Origin of the sequence: Curtobacterium flaccumfaciens, assembly GCF_013359815.1 — a bacterium.
Taxonomy (GTDB): Bacteria; Actinomycetota; Actinomycetes; order Actinomycetales; family Microbacteriaceae; genus Curtobacterium; species Curtobacterium flaccumfaciens.
In genome coordinates, this window is sequence record NZ_JABMCF010000036.1 from 260,120 (window position 1) to 275,508 (window position 15,389).

Sequence of the window (15,389 nt, forward strand, 5' to 3'; positions counted from 1 at the left end):
CCGCCGCCCACGCCCCCGGACGCAGGCGGTTAGACTCGACCACCGTGATCGAACGCACCCGCATCGCCGACCTGGCAGCCCTCCCCGACGGTCCCGTCTCCGTGGCCGGATGGGTCGAGACCGTCCGAGACCAGAAGAAGGTGCAGTTCGTCGTGCTGCGCGACGAGACCGGCGCCGTCCAGCTCGTGAACCCGGCGACGCGCGAGGCCGAGGACGGCGACGACGCCGCACAGTCCGCCCTCGCGACCACCAACGAGATCTCCGGCCTGGCGCACGGCACCTTCGTGCACGTCACCGGCACGCTGAAGCACGACGAGCGCGTGAAGCTCGGCGGGCTCGAGGTCAAGATCGGTGCGCTGCACGTGGTGAGCGCCGCGATCCCGGAGACCCCCATCGCCGACGACTCGTCGCTCGACAAGCGCCTCGACTGGCGCTTCCTCGACCTGCGCAACCGCAAGCAGAACCTGATCTTCCGCATCCAGACGACGCTCGAGCACGCGTTCCGCACGTACTGGGTCGACCGCGACTACATCGAGATCCACACCCCGAAGCTCATGGCGTCGGCATCCGAGTCGCGCGCCGAGCTGTTCCAGCTCGAGTACTTCGAGACGACCGCCTACCTGGCCCAGTCGCCGCAGAACTTCAAGCAGATGGCGCAGCCGGCCGGCTTCGGTGCCGTGTTCGAGATCGCGGACGCCTTCCGCGCCGACCCGTCCTTCACGAGCCGCCACGCCACCGAGTTCACCAGCGTCGACGCCGAGTTCTCGTGGATCGAGTCCCACGAGGACGTCATGGCGATGCACGAAGAGGTCCTGGTCGCCGGCATCACCGCCGTCAAGGAGAAGTACGGCAAGGACATCGCGGAGGTCTTCGGCTTCGAGCTGCAGGTCCCTGCGACGCCGTTCCCCCGCGTGACCCTGGCCGACGCGCGCAAGATCGTCGCCGACAGCGGCTACGACGTCGTCCGCGCCGACGGTGACCTGGACCCCGAGGGCGAGCGCCGCGTCGCCGCCTGGGCGAAGGAGCACCACGGCTCCGAGTTCGTGTTCGTCACGGAGTACGACGCCTCGATCCGGCCGTACTACCACATGCGGAAGCCCGGCGACCCGTCGGTCACCAACAGCTACGACCTCATCTTCAACGGTGCCGAGATCTCCACGGGCGCCCAGCGTGAGCACCGCGTCGACGTACTCGAGGCGCAGGCCGTCGAGAAGGGCCTCGACCCGGAGGAGCTCGGCTGGTACCTCGACTTCTTCCGCTACGGCGTCCCGCCGCACGGCGGCTTCGGCATGGGCCTCGCGCGCGTGCTGATGCTGATGCTCGGTGAGCCGTCGATCCGCGAGGTCACGTACCTGTTCCGTGGCCCGACGCGCCTGACCCCGTAGTCACCAGCGAGTGAGCAGAAAAGGTCGCCTCCCGATGCGGGAGGCGACCTTTTCTGCTCACGAAGCGCGACGTGGAGCGACGAGCGCGCGGACGGGAGGCCCGGCTCAGCTCTGCCAGTCGATGGCGGCCCGCGCCGTGACCAGTTCGCGGATCTCCGCTGCCGCGGCCTGGTGCTCCGGGTGCACCTGGTACGCGTCGAGTCCGGCGAGGTCGTCGAAGCTGGCGACCACGGCGACGTCGTGGTTCTTGTCCGGGTAGGCGACGTTCTCGACGACCTCGAGCGACCGGATCGACTCGACGGTGCCGACCAGACCGGTCAGGAGTCCGCGGATGCGGGCGATCGACTCGGTGCGGTCGAGGTCGGTCCGCAGGGACCAGGAGACGACGTGGGAGATCATGCGCGGGCCTCGGCCTTCTCGAGCGCACGTGCGAGCCGGTCGGCGTCGACGTGCCAGTTGCTGTGGACGCGCCCGTCGATCAGCACGACGGGGATGTCCTCCGCGTACTCCTGACGGAGCGCGTCGTCGTCGAGGATCGAGCGTTCCTGCAGGGTGACCCCCGGGTGGTCGGCGACGACGCGTTCGACCACGGGTCGGGCGTCGTCGCAGAGGTGGCATCCGGGCTTCGTCAGGAACGTCACTGCGGGCATGGTCCCAAGCGTAGTCCGGGAACGCGAAAGCCCCGGCGAACCGGGGCTTCTCGTGCAGGTCCTCCGACCTGCGCAGACCTGTGAGGGTCTACTTCTTGTTGCGTCGCTGGTGACGCGTCTTGCGAAGGAGCTTGCGGTGCTTCTTCTTCGCCATGCGCTTACGACGCTTCTTGATGACAGAACCCATGTGGACCTCGCTCGGACTGATGCTGATGTACGGACACCGGGCCGAAGAGACCGCGGAAAATCAACCTGCCCGAGTCTACCGGCTGCCCGCTGTGATGTCGAACGCGCGCTCAGCCGACGTCCGCCACGCCACCGCGCAGCACGTCGGCGACGGCTGACTCGGGGACGCGGAAGGAACGGCCGAAGCGGATGGCGGGGAGCTCACCGGCGTGCACCATCCGGTACACGGTCATCTTCGAGACGCGCATCATCTCGGCGACCTCAGCGACGGTGAGGAAGCGCACGTCGTCGAAACTGCCGGTCATGGTCCGCCTTCGGGGCTCGCACGCGCGCTGCGCACGGGAGTGGTGTGACCTGTGTGGTCAGTGGCAACTGTAGAGGCGTGTGCGACCCGGTGTCCAGGTTCAGTCCGCGCCGCGTGCACCGGCGCCGCCCCGTGCTCGGAAGCCCGAGCGGCAGGGCTCAGTCTTCGTCGCCCCGGCGGGTGAAGCGCTTGCGGCTGCGGTCGACGACGCGTTCCCAGCCCTGCTGCGCGCCGGAGATCGCCGCGGTGGCCCGGTACGACGCCTCGGCCATGACGCGGCCGAGCTCGGTGCCCACCTCCACCGTCGCCTTGCCGGCCGTGCCGTTCCGGCGGATCGACACCGGCTGGCCGTCCGGCGTCCACGCGGTGGTGGCCGGGGTGCCGTCGGCGTCGACCGCGCCCGTGAACGGCAGGACCCAGTCCTCCAGGTGCACGAGCGGCTCCGGGTCGAGTCGGTAGTAGCGGTGCTGCCCCTCTTCACGACTGGTGACGAGCCCGATGTCGCGCAGGACGCGCAGGTGCTTCGACACCGTGGGCTGGCTGACCCCGAGGCGTTCGACGAGCTGGCCGACGCTGAGCTCGCCGCCGGTGACGTCCGATCCGTAGGCGGACAACAGCGTGCCGAGCAGCTCGCGCCGGGTCGGGTCCGCCACGACGGAGAAGATGTCGGCCATGGGGCAAGGCTAGCCGGGGCACCACGGATGTACCATGACGAACCGTCCCGGCCCATGTCCTCGGAGGCATACGCATGCTCGACCGAACCGAGCCGATCCCGCACCACGTGAGTGTCGGCCGACGGCGAGCGAGCCGGATCGCGACGGTGCTGCGCTCGTCGCCGTCCCGACTGGCGATCGTGGTGTTCATCGCGCTGATCTTCCTGTTCACGGTGCTCTTCATGACGCCGTGGGCCACCGCGGACCGCAGCAGCACCCACTTCGCTGACGCACTGTTCACCGCGGCGTCGGTGGTCTGCGTCACCGGGCTGTCCACGGTCGACATGGCGACGCACTGGTCGGTGTTCGGCAAGGTCCTGGTGGTCATCGGCACGCAGATCGGCGCCGTCGGTGTCCTGACCTTCGCGTCGATCCTCGGCCTGTTCGTCACCCGCAAGCTCGGCCTGCGCGCCAAGCTCATGGCGGCCGGCGACTCGAACCCGCTCCGCACCCACCACGGCGCCGTGCCCGAGGGACAGGCCGTCCGGCTCGGCGAGGTCGGCACCCTGCTCGCGACCGTGGCGGTGAGCACGCTGTCGATCGAGATCGTCCTCGGCCTGCTGCTCCTGCCGTCGGTGCTCATCGCCGGCATCCCGTTCTGGACCGCGGTCGGTGACTCCTTCTACTACGCGGCGATGGCATTCACGAACACCGGGTTCTCACCGAACGCCGACGGCCTCGACCCGTTCGCCCACGACTACTGGTTCCTGACGCTGCTGATGATCGGTGTCGTGGCGGGGTCCATCGGGTTCCCGGTGATCCGTGCCCTGACGAAGCAGCTGCGCACCCCGCGGCGCTGGCCGATCCACGTCAAGCTCACCCTGGCGACGAGCGCGATCCTGCTCCTCGGCGGCGCGGTCGTCTACACCGCACTCGAGGCGTCGAACCCGACGACCTTCGGCGAAGAAGGAGCCGGGCGCACCGCGTTCCAGGCGCTCTTCCTGTCGACGATGACCCGCTCGGGAGGCTTCTCGCTCGTCGACTTCGACCAGCTCAACGGCTCGAGCCTGCTCGTCACGGACATGCTCATGTTCATCGGTGGCGGATCCGCCTCGACGGCCGGCGGCATCAAGGTGACGACCCTCGCGGTGCTGTTCCTGGCCGCGGTCGCCGAGGCCCGCGGTCGCCAGAGCATGGAGGCCTTCGGTCGCCGGATCCCGAGCGACGTCCTGCGGGTCGCGGTGGCCATCGTGCTCTGGGGAGCGACGATCGTGGCCGTCGCGACCGTGGTCCTCCTGCAGATCACCGACGACTCGCTCGACCGGGTGCTGTTCGAGGTGATCTCGGCCTTCTCGACCAGCGGTCTGTCCTCCGGCGTGTCCGCGGACCTGCCGGAACCGGGCAAGTACGTGCTCGCCGCCACCATGTTCCTCGGCCGGGTCGGTACAGTGACCATCGCCGCTGCCCTGGCCGCCAGCCAGAGCCGGCAACTGTTCCGCCGTCCCGAGGAGAGGCCGATCGTTGGCTGACCGCACCCGTTCGTCGCACCAGCACGGTGCCATCAGTCACGACGCCCCCGTCCTGGTCATCGGGCTCGGGCGCTTCGGGGCCGCCACCGCCGGCCAGCTCGAGCGCCAGGACCGCGAGGTGCTCGTCGTCGACACCGACGCCGGGCTGGTGCAGAAGTGGTCCGACCGGGTCACCCACGCGGTGCAGGCGGACGCGACCGACATCGACGCGCTCCGGCAGATCGGCGCGCAGGACTTCGCCATCGCCGTCGTCGGCACGGGTAGTGACCTGGAGTCGAGCGTGCTCATCACGGCGAACCTGGTCGACCTCGGCGTCCCGCAGATCTGGGCGAAGGCGATCAGCCGCTCGCACGGCACGATCCTGTCCCGCATCGGCGCGAACCACGTCGTCTACCCCGAGCGCGAGGCCGGCGAGCGCACGGCACACCTGGTCTCCGGCCGGATGCTCGACTTCATCGAGTTCGACGACGACTTCGCCGTGGTCAAGATGTTCCCGCCGCGCGCGGTCCGCGGCAAGGACCTCGCCACCACCGTGATCCGCACCCGCTTCGGCCTGACCGTGCTCGGCATCAAGCCGCCCGGCAGCCCCTTCGTGCCGGCGACGCCGGACAGCGTCATCGGTGAGGACGACGTCATCATCGTCTCGGGTTCCGAGACCGACCTGGAGCGCTTCGCCGCGTACGAGTAGCGACCACGCGACGGACGGGAGGCCCGTGGCGGCGTCGCCATGGGCCTCCCGTCCGCACAGCGGTTGCGTCTAGGACGCGGCGATCTCCTCGGCACGCGCGATCGCGGCACGCGACGCGCGCAGCAGCGTGTCCGCCAGGTCCGCGTCCTGCAGCACCGCGACGGCCCGCTCCGTCGTGCCCTTCGGGCTCGTCACCGCGCGGCGCAGGTCGGCGGGCTCACGGCCCGACCGCTCGAGCAGCTCGACCGCGCCGCGGACGGTGCCCTGCACCATCGTCGCCGCCTGTTCGTGGGTGAACCCGAGCTCCTCGGCGGCACGCTGCCACTGCTCGATCAGCAGGAAGACGTAGGCGGGACCGGAACCGGACACGGCGGACAGCGCGTCGAGCTGCGACTCCGGCACCTCGATGACCTCGCCCGAGGCGGTGAACACCGACGACGCCAGTGCGACGGCCTCGGCGTCGGCCGAGGTGCCCGCGCTGATGCCGGTGACGCCGTGGCCGACGCCGATCGGGGTGTTCGGCAGGGCACGGACGACGCGGACGCCGTCGGGCACCCGTGTCTCCATGCTCGCGGTGGTGGTGCCGACGGCGACGCTGACCAGGACGGCGCCGGGCTCCAGGTCGTCGGCGACCTCGTCGAGCAGGTCCGCGATCATGTACGGCTTCACGCCGACGACGACGAGGGCCGCGCCACGGACGGCCGACCGGTTGGCGTCGGGGTCGGTGTCACTCGCGGTCGCGTCGAGACCGCGCTCCCGGTGGGCAGCAGCGGACGCCTCGGACTTCGTGGTGAGGGTCACGGTGGCCGGGTCGAGTCCCGCGGCGAGCAGGCCGTCGAGGACCGCGCCGGACATGGAGCCGACGCCGAGCAGGGCGGTGCGGGGCAGGTCGATCGTCATGCTCCCGACCCTACCGACGCCACCCGCCTAGGATCGTGTCGCAGACCACGAGAAGGGGACAGCTGTGAGCGCTTCCGGAGGCACGAAGGCGATCTTCGCCGCACTCGGTGCCAACATCGGCATCGCGATCGTGAAGTTCATCGCGGCGGCGATCAGCGGATCGGCGTCGATGCTGGCCGAGGGCGTGCACTCCCTGGCCGACTCCGCGAACCAGCTCCTCCTGCTGCTCGGTGGTCGCAAGGCCCGGCGAGCGGCGGACCAGGAGCACCCCTTCGGCTACGGGCGTGAACGCTACGTCTACGCGTTCGTCGTCTCCATCATCCTGTTCTCGGTCGGCGGCGTCTTCTCGCTCTACGAGGGCATCGAGAAGCTCGCCCACCCGCACCCGCTCGAGAACTGGTGGCTCCCCCTCGTGGTGCTCGTCATCGCCATCGGGCTCGAGGGCTTCTCGCTCCGCACCGCCCTGCACGAGGCCCGACCGCAGAAAGGCTCGCAGAGCTGGGTGCAGTTCGTCCGCCGTGCGAAGGCCCCCGAGCTGCCCGTCGTGATGCTCGAGGACACCGCGGCCCTGCTCGGCCTGGTCTTCGCCCTGTTCGGCGTCGGCCTGACGGCGATCACCGGCAACGGGGTGTTCGACGCGATCGGCACCATGCTCATCGCGGCGCTGCTCATCGCGGTCGCCGTGGTGCTCGGCATCGAGACGAAGAGCCTGCTCGTCGGCGAGGGCGCGACCGCCGCCGACGTCGAGCGCATCAAGCAGGCGGTGCTCGACGGCCCCGAGGTCGACGCGATCATCCACCTGAAGACCCTGTACCTCGGGCCGGACGAGCTGATGGTCGGCGTGAAGGTCGCCGTCGACGGGGACCGCCGGCTCGGTGACGTCGCCGCTGGCATCGACACCGTCGAGCAGCGTGTCCGGAGCGCCGTGCCGATCGCCCGGGTGATCTACGTCGAACCGGACGTCCTGCGCACCGGGCCGCAGCCGCCGACCGAGGCGATCGTCATCCTCGCCGCGGACTGAAGAAGTCGTCGAGCAACTCGGCACACGCTGCCTCGAGCACGCCCCCGATGACCTCGGAGCGGTGCGGCAGCCGGCGGTCCCTGGCGATGTCGTAGACGCTGCCGCTGGCGCCCGCCTTCGGGTCCCACGCGCCGAACACGACCCGTGGCACCCGTGCGGCCATGACGGCGCCGGCGCACATCGGACAGGGCTCGAGCGTCACCACGAGCGTGTGCTCCTCGAGGTGCCAGTCCCCCGTCACCGCCGCTGCAGCACGCAGCGCGAGGACCTCGGCGTGGGCCGTCGGGTCCTGTCGCGCCTCGCGCTCGTTCCGGCCGGTGGCGACCACGACGCCGTCACGGTCGAGCACCACGGCGCCGACCGGGACGTCGTCGGTCTCCAGGCACCGTCGGGCCTCGTCGAGCGCGCGCTCCATCGCCGGGACGAACGGGCGGGCTGCGGGCTCCTCCACGGGACCTCCTGACGGTCGACGGCACGCTAGGCTCGACCCTATGCGAGTCCACGTCGCCGACCACCCGCTCATCACCCACAAGCTCTCGGTGCTCCGCGACCGTACGACGCCCTCCCCCACGTTCCGCGCGCTGACCGAGGAGCTCGTCACGCTCCTCGCGTACGAGGCCACGCGGGGCGTCCGGGTCACGGCGACGCCGATCGACACGCCGGTGGCGCACACCATGGGCGTCGCGATCGCCAAGCCGCGGCCGCTCGTCGTCCCGATCCTCCGCGCCGGGCTCGGCATGCTCGAGGGCATGGTCAAGCTCGTCCCGACGGCCGAGGTCGGCTTCCTCGGCATGGCCCGCAACGAGGAGACGCTCGAGCCGCAGACCTACGCCGAGCGCCTGCCCGACGACCTGTCCGGGCGGCAGTGCTTCGTGCTCGACCCGATGCTCGCCACCGGTGGCACCCTCGCCGCCGCGATCGACTTCCTGTTCGCCCGCGGTGCGCAGGAAATAACGTGCGTGTGCATCCTCGGTGCCCCCGAGGGGCTCGCCATGGTCGAGCAGGCCGTCGGCGACCGCAACGTCTCGATCGTCCTCGGTGCGCTCGACGAGAAGCTCGACGAGAACGGGTACATCGTCCCGGGCCTCGGCGACGCCGGCGACCGGCTCTACGGCCTGGCCGAGTAGCGCAGACCCACCACTTCTCGGACTGGAGGCGCGGTGCCAGCTGGCACCGCGCCTCCTGTCGTCCGTGCGGTCGCGCTCACCGCACCGTCCAGTTCCGGGCGTACCTGCCCGTTCCGGGCGTACCCGGTCGTTCCGGGCGTACCCGGTCGGTTCTTTCCACCCGGTACGCCCGATTCCACTTCCCCTCGCGGGCGCAATGGGAAGGAACGGGCGTGGCACTCGACGTCCGTGCGGTCGCGCTCACCGCACCGTCCGCGCGGACGGTTGACACCGCGTTGGTATACCGCAGATACTCGTCACATGACTGCAACCGTGTCCACCCGCGTCCTCTCCGAGGCGTGCTCCTCCGCAGGGGCAGTGGGGACCGTCGGCGTGATGATGCCGACCATGCCAGTCATGCGTTGTCGAATGTGTGCCTGATCGGCACCCGTTCCAGCCGGATCCCCCGCGACACCACCCCCGTCGCGAGCGCGTGATCCCCGGGTGACGGACACCGTCGGCGACGCGCACCACGTCACGAGGTCTGTCTCCCGTTCCCCCGGGTCGACCCCGGTCCGCAGCAGGACCGCAGGGCACATCGGCGTACCGCCGTACCCGGGATGACGCATTCGACACCGGCCGCCGCGCCACCCGCGCACCGGCCACACCGCCCGGAGAACCACCATGTCGCTCACCATCGCTCAGCCCCGCACCGCGCTCCGCTCCGCACCGGCCCCGACCGACCTCGGCACCGTCACCCCGATCCGTCCGCGCCCGGCCTCGCCGGCAGCGACCGGACCGGCCACCGTGCCGACGAGCCCCGTGGTCGCGCCCCAGCGGAACCGCGCTCTGCCCGAGGGCACCGAGGCCCGCGGCTTTGCCCTGTACGTCGGCATCGACGAAGCGAAGGCCGCTGCCGCCGGCACGACCCTGGCCGCGGTGGTCGAGCAGCTCAAGGCCCTCACCGCGCAGCTCGTCCCGTCGTCCGAGACGTACGCGGCCGTCGCCGTCGCCGCCGAGCACTCCGGTGGCCGGGACGTCGACGTCGTCCGCCTCGCCCTGCAGGACCGCTCCGCGGTGGCCGCCCGCAAGCAGGTCGAGAAGCCCGAGCCCGAGGAGACCGGCGTCGTCATCGACATCTCCCGGAAGCGCGTGACCCTCGACGGCGAAGCGGCACCCCTGACCTACAAGGAGTTCGAGCTCCTGCAGTTCCTGGTCCTCCGCGAGGGCCAGACCGTCGACCGGTCCGCGATCATCGACGGCCTCTGGTCGGACGGCGAGGACGAGACCCCGAACGAGCGCACCATCGACGTGCACGTGCGTCGGCTCCGCTCCAAGCTCGGCGCGTTCGAGGAGATCGTCCGCACCGTGCGCGGCGTCGGCTACCGCTTCGACCGGCACGCGGACGTCGCCGTGCGGTACGCGTCGACCCCGTCGCCCGACCTCTTCTGAGCCTGATCGGCTGCTCTTGGTGAACTCGCAGCGAACCGGCCCCGGAGAGGCTGGCGCGCCGTTACCGCTTCGTTATACAGTCGGTGGTGCAGACGGTGTTTGCTGTGGCACCGCCTGTGGAATGTGATTGCAGGAAACTCTTGGTGCAAGGGAGAGGGCCGGTCGCCGACAGGCGGCCGGCCCTCGTGCATGTCGCCCGGCTCCTGTCGGACCCCGTCGGTAGTGTGGTCAGACCGTACGACCGGAGGGAACGCGAACGTGAGCGAGACACGCCGCAGTGAGAAGGCGACCGCCGTCGCCGCCTGGGAAGCGCTCTTCCGCGCCCAGGTCGCCGTGATGCGGAGTCTCAACGCGGACTTCCCCGGCGACGAGATCTCGTTCAACGAGTACGACGTCTGCTTCAACCTGTCGACCCAGCCCGGCCGCCGCTGCCGGATGCGCGACCTCACCGGGCACCTGCTCCTCACCCAGCCGAGCGTCAGCCGCCTGGTCGACCGACTGCTCGCCCGCGGCATCGTCGAGAAGCAGCCGGACCCAACCGACGCCCGGGGCGTGATCGTGGCACTGACCCCGCACGGCTTCGACGTCTACCGCCAGGTCGCCGTGCAGCACGCGGCGAGCATCGCGCAGCAGGTCGGCGCCGGGCTGTCCGACCCCGAACTCCGCACCCTCACCGAGCTCTGCACGAAGCTCCGGCTCGCGGTCGGTACGGCACCGAGCCGGCGGTCGACGGCCCGCCCGGTGGCCGCTGCGGATGCGGCAACGGTGTGACCGGCGCGATCGTCTGGCTCCGTGACGACCTGCGGCTGTCGGACAACCCGGCGCTCCGTGCAGCGATCGACCACGGCGGCGACGTCACGGTGGTGGTCGTCCTCGACGAGCAGTCCCCCGGGCTCCGTCCGATCGGTGCCGCGAGCCGCTGGTGGCTGCACCAGTCGCTGACCGCCCTCGACGCCGACCTGCGCGAGCGGGGTTCCCGGCTGGTCCTCCGACGCGGTGCCGCGGCGACGGTCATCGACCAGCTCGTCGCCGACACCGGGGCGGACGCCGTGTACTGGAACCGTCGGTACGGCGCCGTCGAGCGGGACATCGACGCCGGCATCAAGGCGGCGCTGCACGACCGTGGCGTTGAGGCGCACAGCTTCGCCGCGAACCTGCTCTGGGAACCGTGGACGGTGCTCACCGGGCAGGGCGAGCCGTACAAGGTCTTCACCCCGTTCTGGAACGCCGTCCAGGCGCTGCCCGAACCGCGCCATCCCCTGCCCGACCCCGACGACATGCCCGCTCCGGCCGACGTCACGGGTGATGCGCTGGCCGACTGGGCACTGCTGCCGACGAAGCCCGACTGGGCCGGCGGCCTCCGTGACGCCTGGACCCCGGGCGAGCACGGCGCGCAGCAGCAGCTCGAGCACTTCGTCGAGCACGCGCTCGAGGACTACGACCAGCGCGACGAGCCCGCGATGGAGGCCACCAGCAGCCTCTCGCCGTTCCTGCGGTGGGGCGAGATCAGCCCGTTCCAGGTGTGGCACCGCCTGCACGAGCGGCTCGAGCCCGCGCAGCGCCAGAACGCCGCCGCGTTCCTCCGGCAGCTGGCGTGGCGCGAGTTCAACTGGAACGAGTACTTCCACTGCGACGACATCGCCACCGTCAACGTCCGTCGGAACTTCGACGCCTTCCCGTGGCGTGACCCGGAAGCGGCTGAGCTCGACCGCTGGCGGCAGGGCCTGACCGGCTTCGACCTGGTCGACGCGGGCATGCGCGAGCTCTGGCACAGCGGCGCCATGCACAACCGGGTGCGGCTGGCCGCCGGCAGCTTCCTCGTGAAGAACCTGCTCGTCGACTGGCGCGTCGGGGAGCAGTGGTTCTGGGACACCCTGGTCGACGCCGACCCCGCCAACAACGCGGCGAACTGGCAGTGGGTCGCGGGCTCCGGCTTCGACGCCGCCCCGTACTTCCGCGTCTTCAACCCCGATCGGCAACTCGAGCGCTTCGACCCGCACCGCGAGTACGTCCACCGCTGGGTCCCCGCCGACGAGCTGCGGCCCGAGCCGATGGTCGACCTGAAGGCGTCACGGCAGCGGGCGCTCGACGCCTACGAACGGATGCGGCGCTCGTGACCGGGTCGCACCCCGCGATCGCTGCGGTCGTCGACCAGGTCGACGAGCTGTTCCGTGCTCGCGTCGAACAGGGCATCGCGCCGAGCAGCGTGTGGGGCGTGTTCGACCGCTCCGGCCTCGTCGCGTCCGGCGGGCACGGTGACCGCGGTGACGGCCGGAGCCCGGACGCCGACACCGTGTACCGCATCGCCTCCTGCACCAAGAGCGTCACCGCCGCGACCCTGCTGACCCTCGTCGCCCGGGGCGCGCTCGACCTCGACGCGCCCATCACCGACTTCGTGCCGGCCTTCGGCACCGTCACCCTGCCGACCCCGGACTCCCCCGTCCCCACGGTGCGGATGCTGCTGACGATGTCGGCCGGGTTCCCCACCGACGACCCCTGGGCCGACCGGCAGGAGTCGATCTCGGACGCCGAGCTCGACGAGGTCCTGCGCGGCGGCCTGCTGTTCGACTCGCTGCCGGGCACGCGCTTCGCCTACTCGAACCTCGGCTACGCGCTGCTCGGCCGGGTCGTCGCCGTCGCGTCGGGGCAGCCCTTCACCGCGGCCGCCAGCGAGACCGTGCTCCGTCCCCTCGGACTCACCGACACGGTGTTCAGCGCGGACGAGTCCGGCGGCTTCGTCGTCACCGGTGCCCGCGGACACGAGGGCGACTGGGAACCACTGCCGATGACCGGCCCCGGCGCCTTCTCGTCGATCGGCGGGCTCTTCTCGACCGTGAGTGACCTGGCGCGCTGGGCGACACACCTCGGTTCGGCGTTCTCCGCCGCACCGGAGCCCGGCCCGGTCTCCCCCGCTGACCGCCGACTGATGCAGCAGGCGATGCGGGTCGTCCCGTCGTCCGTCGTCCCGGGTTCGGCCCGCGCGACGGCGTACGGCTTCGGGCTGTTCGTCGAGCAGGACGACCGTTTCGGCGAGCTCGTCTCGCACTCCGGCGGCTACCCGGGCTTCTCCGCGCACATGCGGTGGTCCGTGCGCGACGGTCTCGGGGTCGTCGCGTTCGAGAACGCCACGCAGGCCAAGGTCTCCGCGGCCGCGCAGCAGGCGCACGACCTCGTGCTCGACGCGGCGCTGACGGCTCGGACACCCGACCCGGCGGAAGCCGGCACCGACGTGGCCGGAGCGACCAGCGGGATGGCGGCGACCACCCGCGCGACGCGAGCCGCCCAGGCCGCCGTGACGCGCCTCCTGGCCGACTGGAGCGACGACCTGGCGGACGCCATCTGCACGCCCAACGTGGCGATGGACGTGCCGTACGACCGACGGCGCCGGGCGGTGGCGCAGGCCGTCGCGGACGTCGGTGCCGACCTCGGTGCCGCACCGGTGTCCGAGTACTCGGCGGCACCGTCGCACCTGCGCTGGTGGCTCCCCGGCACCTGCGGGCGACTGCGCGTCGAGATCCGGCTCGCGCCCGCCGCCGCGGGGCGCGTCCAGACCCTGAACGTCGTGGCCGAACCGTCGGAGCGCTGACCGAGCGCTGACCCGACGGAGCGCCGACCCGGGGGTGTCAACCGATAACCCGTCGGATCAGACCGGCGGTCGACCGCCCACGAAGCCGAGTGCCCGCGCGGCGACCCGGGTGCCCTCGCGGGCTGCCGCACCGACGCGGACCGGATCCGTCGCCCACGCACGGACGAACCCGGCGACGAAGGCGTCCCCGGCCCCGATGGTGTCGACGACGGTCGCCGGTGTCGCGGGGACCCGGTGGACGCTGCGTCCCCGGCGCCCGATGAGCGCGCCGTCGGCCCCGGCCGTGACGACGACCAGCGGGACGTGCTCGGTCAGCCGCCGCACCGCGGCGTCGAGGTCGTCGCCCCCGCCGAGGGCGAGCGCCTCGTGCTGGTCGGGGAAGAGCACGTCGACGCCCCGGAGGGCCTCGAGGAACCGGTCGGCACCGATCGTCTCGATCACCGCCACCGACGAGGGGTCCACCGCCACGCGCGCCGGGCCGGTCCGGGCGCACGCCACCAGGTCGGCGAGCCGGTCTGCACCGCCGCCGAGCATGGCAGCCCCGGTCAGGTGCACGATGTCGGCGCGGGCGACCACCGACGGCGGGACGTCGGCGGCGCTGATCTTCCCGCTCGCGGCGGGGTCCGACATCGCGGTGCGACCGTGGTCGTTGCGGACCGAGACGACGACCCCGGTGGACGTCATCGCGTCGTAGCGCAGGTGGGCGCGGACCCCGGCGTCCTCGAGCGCGCGCTCGTGGCGGTACACGTCGTCGACCCCCACCCGGGCGACGACGTCGACCTCGGCCCCGAGCCAGCCGAGCCACGTGGCCGTGTTGCCACCGGCACCGGTCGGCCGGTGGCGGATCTCCGCAGCGGGGTCGTGCACCCCGATCCGGTGTGCGGTGGTGTGCACGAGGACGCCGTCCAGGACGTCCCCGACGACCAGGAAGCGTTTTCCGGCGCCGCGACGACGGCCCGCGACCACCCGTCCGGCGCGGGTCCCCTCGGGCCGTGACGGCGGCAGAGCGCCCTCGTACGGCATGGACATCCGCAACAGTCTACCCGGAGCCGAGTTTTTCTCCGTTTCTATCGGTGAAAACGGAGGTTTCGCGGAGAGATCGCACACAACGACCAATGGTGTCACTGATATACCGGCTGCTAGTATGTGGGCGGTCGCGCGACCACCGCCCCGACGACGGAGATGCCATGCCCAGGAAGCCCGACCCCACCCGCAAACCCGCGATCCTCGAGAAAGTCGTCGACCACTTCGTCGAGACCAAGATCGAGGACGTCACGGTCCGGGGCCTCGGCCGCGTGCTCGGCACGAGCGCCTACCCGGTCGTCTACCACTTCGGCTCCCGCGACGCCCTGATCGACTCCGTCGTCGAGCACCTCGCGACCTCGCACCGAACGCCCGCGCTCGACCCCGCCGCCGACACGGACGCCCTCGCCGACCACCTGGTCGCGACCTTCGGCGGGCTCGACGACCCGCACCGTGCGCTGGCCGCACGGCTCACCTTCGAACTCGGGTCGGTCGAGTCCCTCGACGGGCGTGACCGGCAGCGCCGCGCGCACCGCTGCCAGGTGGCCGCCATCCGGGCCTGGTGCCGAGCACACGGCACCGACCCCGTCCTCGCGGAACGTGCGGCCCAGCACACGGTCATGGCCGCCCGCGGAGCCCAGTGGGGCGCGCTCGTCGACGGCGCGCACACCGATGCCGACGCCGCACTGCGTCGCATCGCCCACGACCTGGCAGCCAGCACGGCCGACGCAGCGCGCGTGCGCTGAGCGCACGCGCGCGATCGCGGACCACTCGCGCACCCGGCGACGGGACACGCGACCGCGCACGGCCCGGAACGTGACCCGGACCACGAACGGGAGGCACGGTGCCAGCTGGCACCGTGCCTCCCGTTCGTCAGGTGGTCACCGTGGTGACCCGCCGACGCGG

The 15,389-nt window shown here is 71.4% G+C and carries 18 protein-coding genes; 10 read left to right on the top strand and 8 right to left on the bottom strand.

Going from position 1 to position 15,389, the window contains the following annotated elements; all coding sequences use genetic code 11:
- Positions 1–44: 44 nt before the first annotated feature.
- Complete coding sequence (aspS, locus tag HP445_RS09345) at positions 45–1,385, top strand: aspartate--tRNA(Asn) ligase (RefSeq protein WP_128780974.1); 1,341 nt, start codon at positions 45–47, stop codon at positions 1,383–1,385.
- A gap of 105 nt (positions 1,386–1,490) precedes the next feature.
- Here aspS and HP445_RS09350 read toward each other — a convergent pair whose 3' ends face one another.
- From HP445_RS09350 to HP445_RS09370, 5 genes are all read right to left on the bottom strand, one after another.
- Positions 1,491–1,784 carry a Dabb family protein gene (locus HP445_RS09350; RefSeq protein ID WP_128780973.1) on the bottom strand — a complete coding sequence of 98 codons (294 nt, stop codon included), beginning with the start codon at positions 1,782–1,784 and terminating at the stop codon, positions 1,491–1,493.
- Positions 1,781–2,035 (bottom strand): glutaredoxin family protein, encoded by a 255-nt coding sequence (locus HP445_RS09355; RefSeq protein WP_071247435.1) that lies wholly within the window; start codon positions 2,033–2,035, stop codon positions 1,781–1,783. The genes HP445_RS09350 and HP445_RS09355 overlap by 4 nt, the downstream gene beginning before the upstream one ends.
- An 88-nt stretch (positions 2,036–2,123) precedes the next feature.
- A complete protein-coding gene (locus HP445_RS09360; protein ID WP_003792170.1) occupies positions 2,124–2,222 on the bottom strand; it encodes a 30S ribosomal protein bS22 in 99 nt (32 codons plus the stop codon).
- Positions 2,223–2,331: 109 nt separating this feature from the next.
- Positions 2,332–2,526, bottom strand: a complete 195-nt coding sequence (locus HP445_RS09365; RefSeq protein WP_017888579.1) for a helix-turn-helix domain-containing protein — start codon at positions 2,524–2,526, stop codon at positions 2,332–2,334.
- A gap of 157 nt (positions 2,527–2,683) precedes the next feature.
- Complete coding sequence (locus HP445_RS09370) at positions 2,684–3,199, bottom strand: ArsR/SmtB family transcription factor (protein ID WP_051596885.1); 516 nt, start codon at positions 3,197–3,199, stop codon at positions 2,684–2,686.
- A 74-nt stretch (positions 3,200–3,273) separates the two neighbouring features.
- Between HP445_RS09370 and HP445_RS09375 the strand changes: the two genes are divergently transcribed.
- Together HP445_RS09375 and HP445_RS09380 are read left to right on the top strand one after the other, a co-directional pair.
- Entirely contained in the window at positions 3,274–4,707 is a 1,434-nt protein-coding gene (locus HP445_RS09375) for a TrkH family potassium uptake protein (RefSeq protein ID WP_071406293.1), read from the top strand.
- Positions 4,700–5,395 carry a potassium channel family protein gene (locus HP445_RS09380; RefSeq protein WP_217499818.1) on the top strand — a complete coding sequence of 232 codons (696 nt, stop codon included), beginning with the start codon at positions 4,700–4,702 and terminating at the stop codon, positions 5,393–5,395. The genes HP445_RS09375 and HP445_RS09380 overlap by 8 nt, the downstream gene beginning before the upstream one ends.
- Before the next feature lie 69 nt (positions 5,396–5,464).
- On the opposite strand, the gene proC is transcribed toward HP445_RS09380, so the two are convergent.
- Positions 5,465–6,295, bottom strand: coding sequence for a pyrroline-5-carboxylate reductase (gene proC, locus HP445_RS09385; RefSeq protein WP_111046776.1), 831 nt, complete (start codon positions 6,293–6,295; stop codon positions 5,465–5,467).
- Positions 6,296–6,359: 64 nt separating this feature from the next.
- Between proC and HP445_RS09390 the strand changes: the two genes are divergently transcribed.
- Positions 6,360–7,316 carry a cation diffusion facilitator family transporter gene (locus HP445_RS09390; protein WP_027466331.1) on the top strand — a complete coding sequence of 319 codons (957 nt, stop codon included), beginning with the start codon at positions 6,360–6,362 and terminating at the stop codon, positions 7,314–7,316.
- Here the strand turns inward: HP445_RS09390 and HP445_RS09395 are convergent.
- On the bottom strand, positions 7,297–7,731 hold the full coding sequence (locus tag HP445_RS09395) for a nucleoside deaminase (protein WP_110861637.1): 435 nt from the start codon (positions 7,729–7,731) through the stop codon (positions 7,297–7,299). The genes HP445_RS09390 and HP445_RS09395 overlap by 20 nt on opposite strands.
- Positions 7,732–7,807: 76 nt before the next feature.
- Here HP445_RS09395 and upp point away from each other — a divergent pair, with 76 nt between their 5' ends.
- From upp to HP445_RS09420, 5 genes are all read left to right on the top strand, one after another.
- The gene (gene upp / locus HP445_RS09400; RefSeq protein WP_071406290.1) at positions 7,808–8,443 is read left to right on the top strand and encodes a uracil phosphoribosyltransferase; all 636 of its coding nucleotides are present in this window, start codon (positions 7,808–7,810) and stop codon (positions 8,441–8,443) included.
- A 663-nt stretch (positions 8,444–9,106) separates the two neighbouring features.
- On the top strand, positions 9,107–9,874 hold the full coding sequence (locus tag HP445_RS09405) for a winged helix-turn-helix domain-containing protein (RefSeq protein WP_128780972.1): 768 nt from the start codon (positions 9,107–9,109) through the stop codon (positions 9,872–9,874).
- Positions 9,875–10,132: 258 nt separating this feature from the next.
- Complete coding sequence (locus HP445_RS09410; RefSeq protein ID WP_171907864.1) at positions 10,133–10,645, top strand: MarR family winged helix-turn-helix transcriptional regulator; 513 nt, start codon at positions 10,133–10,135, stop codon at positions 10,643–10,645.
- A complete protein-coding gene (locus tag HP445_RS09415) occupies positions 10,642–11,991 on the top strand; it encodes a cryptochrome/photolyase family protein (RefSeq protein WP_128780971.1) in 1,350 nt (449 codons plus the stop codon). Before HP445_RS09410 ends, HP445_RS09415 begins: the two co-directional genes overlap by 4 nt.
- Positions 11,988–13,460, top strand: coding sequence for a serine hydrolase domain-containing protein (locus HP445_RS09420; protein ID WP_164941208.1), 1,473 nt, complete (start codon positions 11,988–11,990; stop codon positions 13,458–13,460). Before HP445_RS09415 ends, HP445_RS09420 begins: the two co-directional genes overlap by 4 nt.
- A 57-nt stretch (positions 13,461–13,517) precedes the next feature.
- On the opposite strand, the gene HP445_RS09425 is transcribed toward HP445_RS09420, so the two are convergent.
- The gene (locus HP445_RS09425) at positions 13,518–14,489 is read right to left on the bottom strand and encodes a carbohydrate kinase family protein (protein WP_128780969.1); all 972 of its coding nucleotides are present in this window, start codon (positions 14,487–14,489) and stop codon (positions 13,518–13,520) included.
- 158 nt (positions 14,490–14,647) lie between these two features.
- Between HP445_RS09425 and HP445_RS09430 the strand changes: the two genes are divergently transcribed.
- A complete protein-coding gene (locus HP445_RS09430; protein ID WP_128780968.1) occupies positions 14,648–15,229 on the top strand; it encodes a TetR/AcrR family transcriptional regulator in 582 nt (193 codons plus the stop codon).
- Positions 15,230–15,389: the final 160 nt, after the last annotated feature.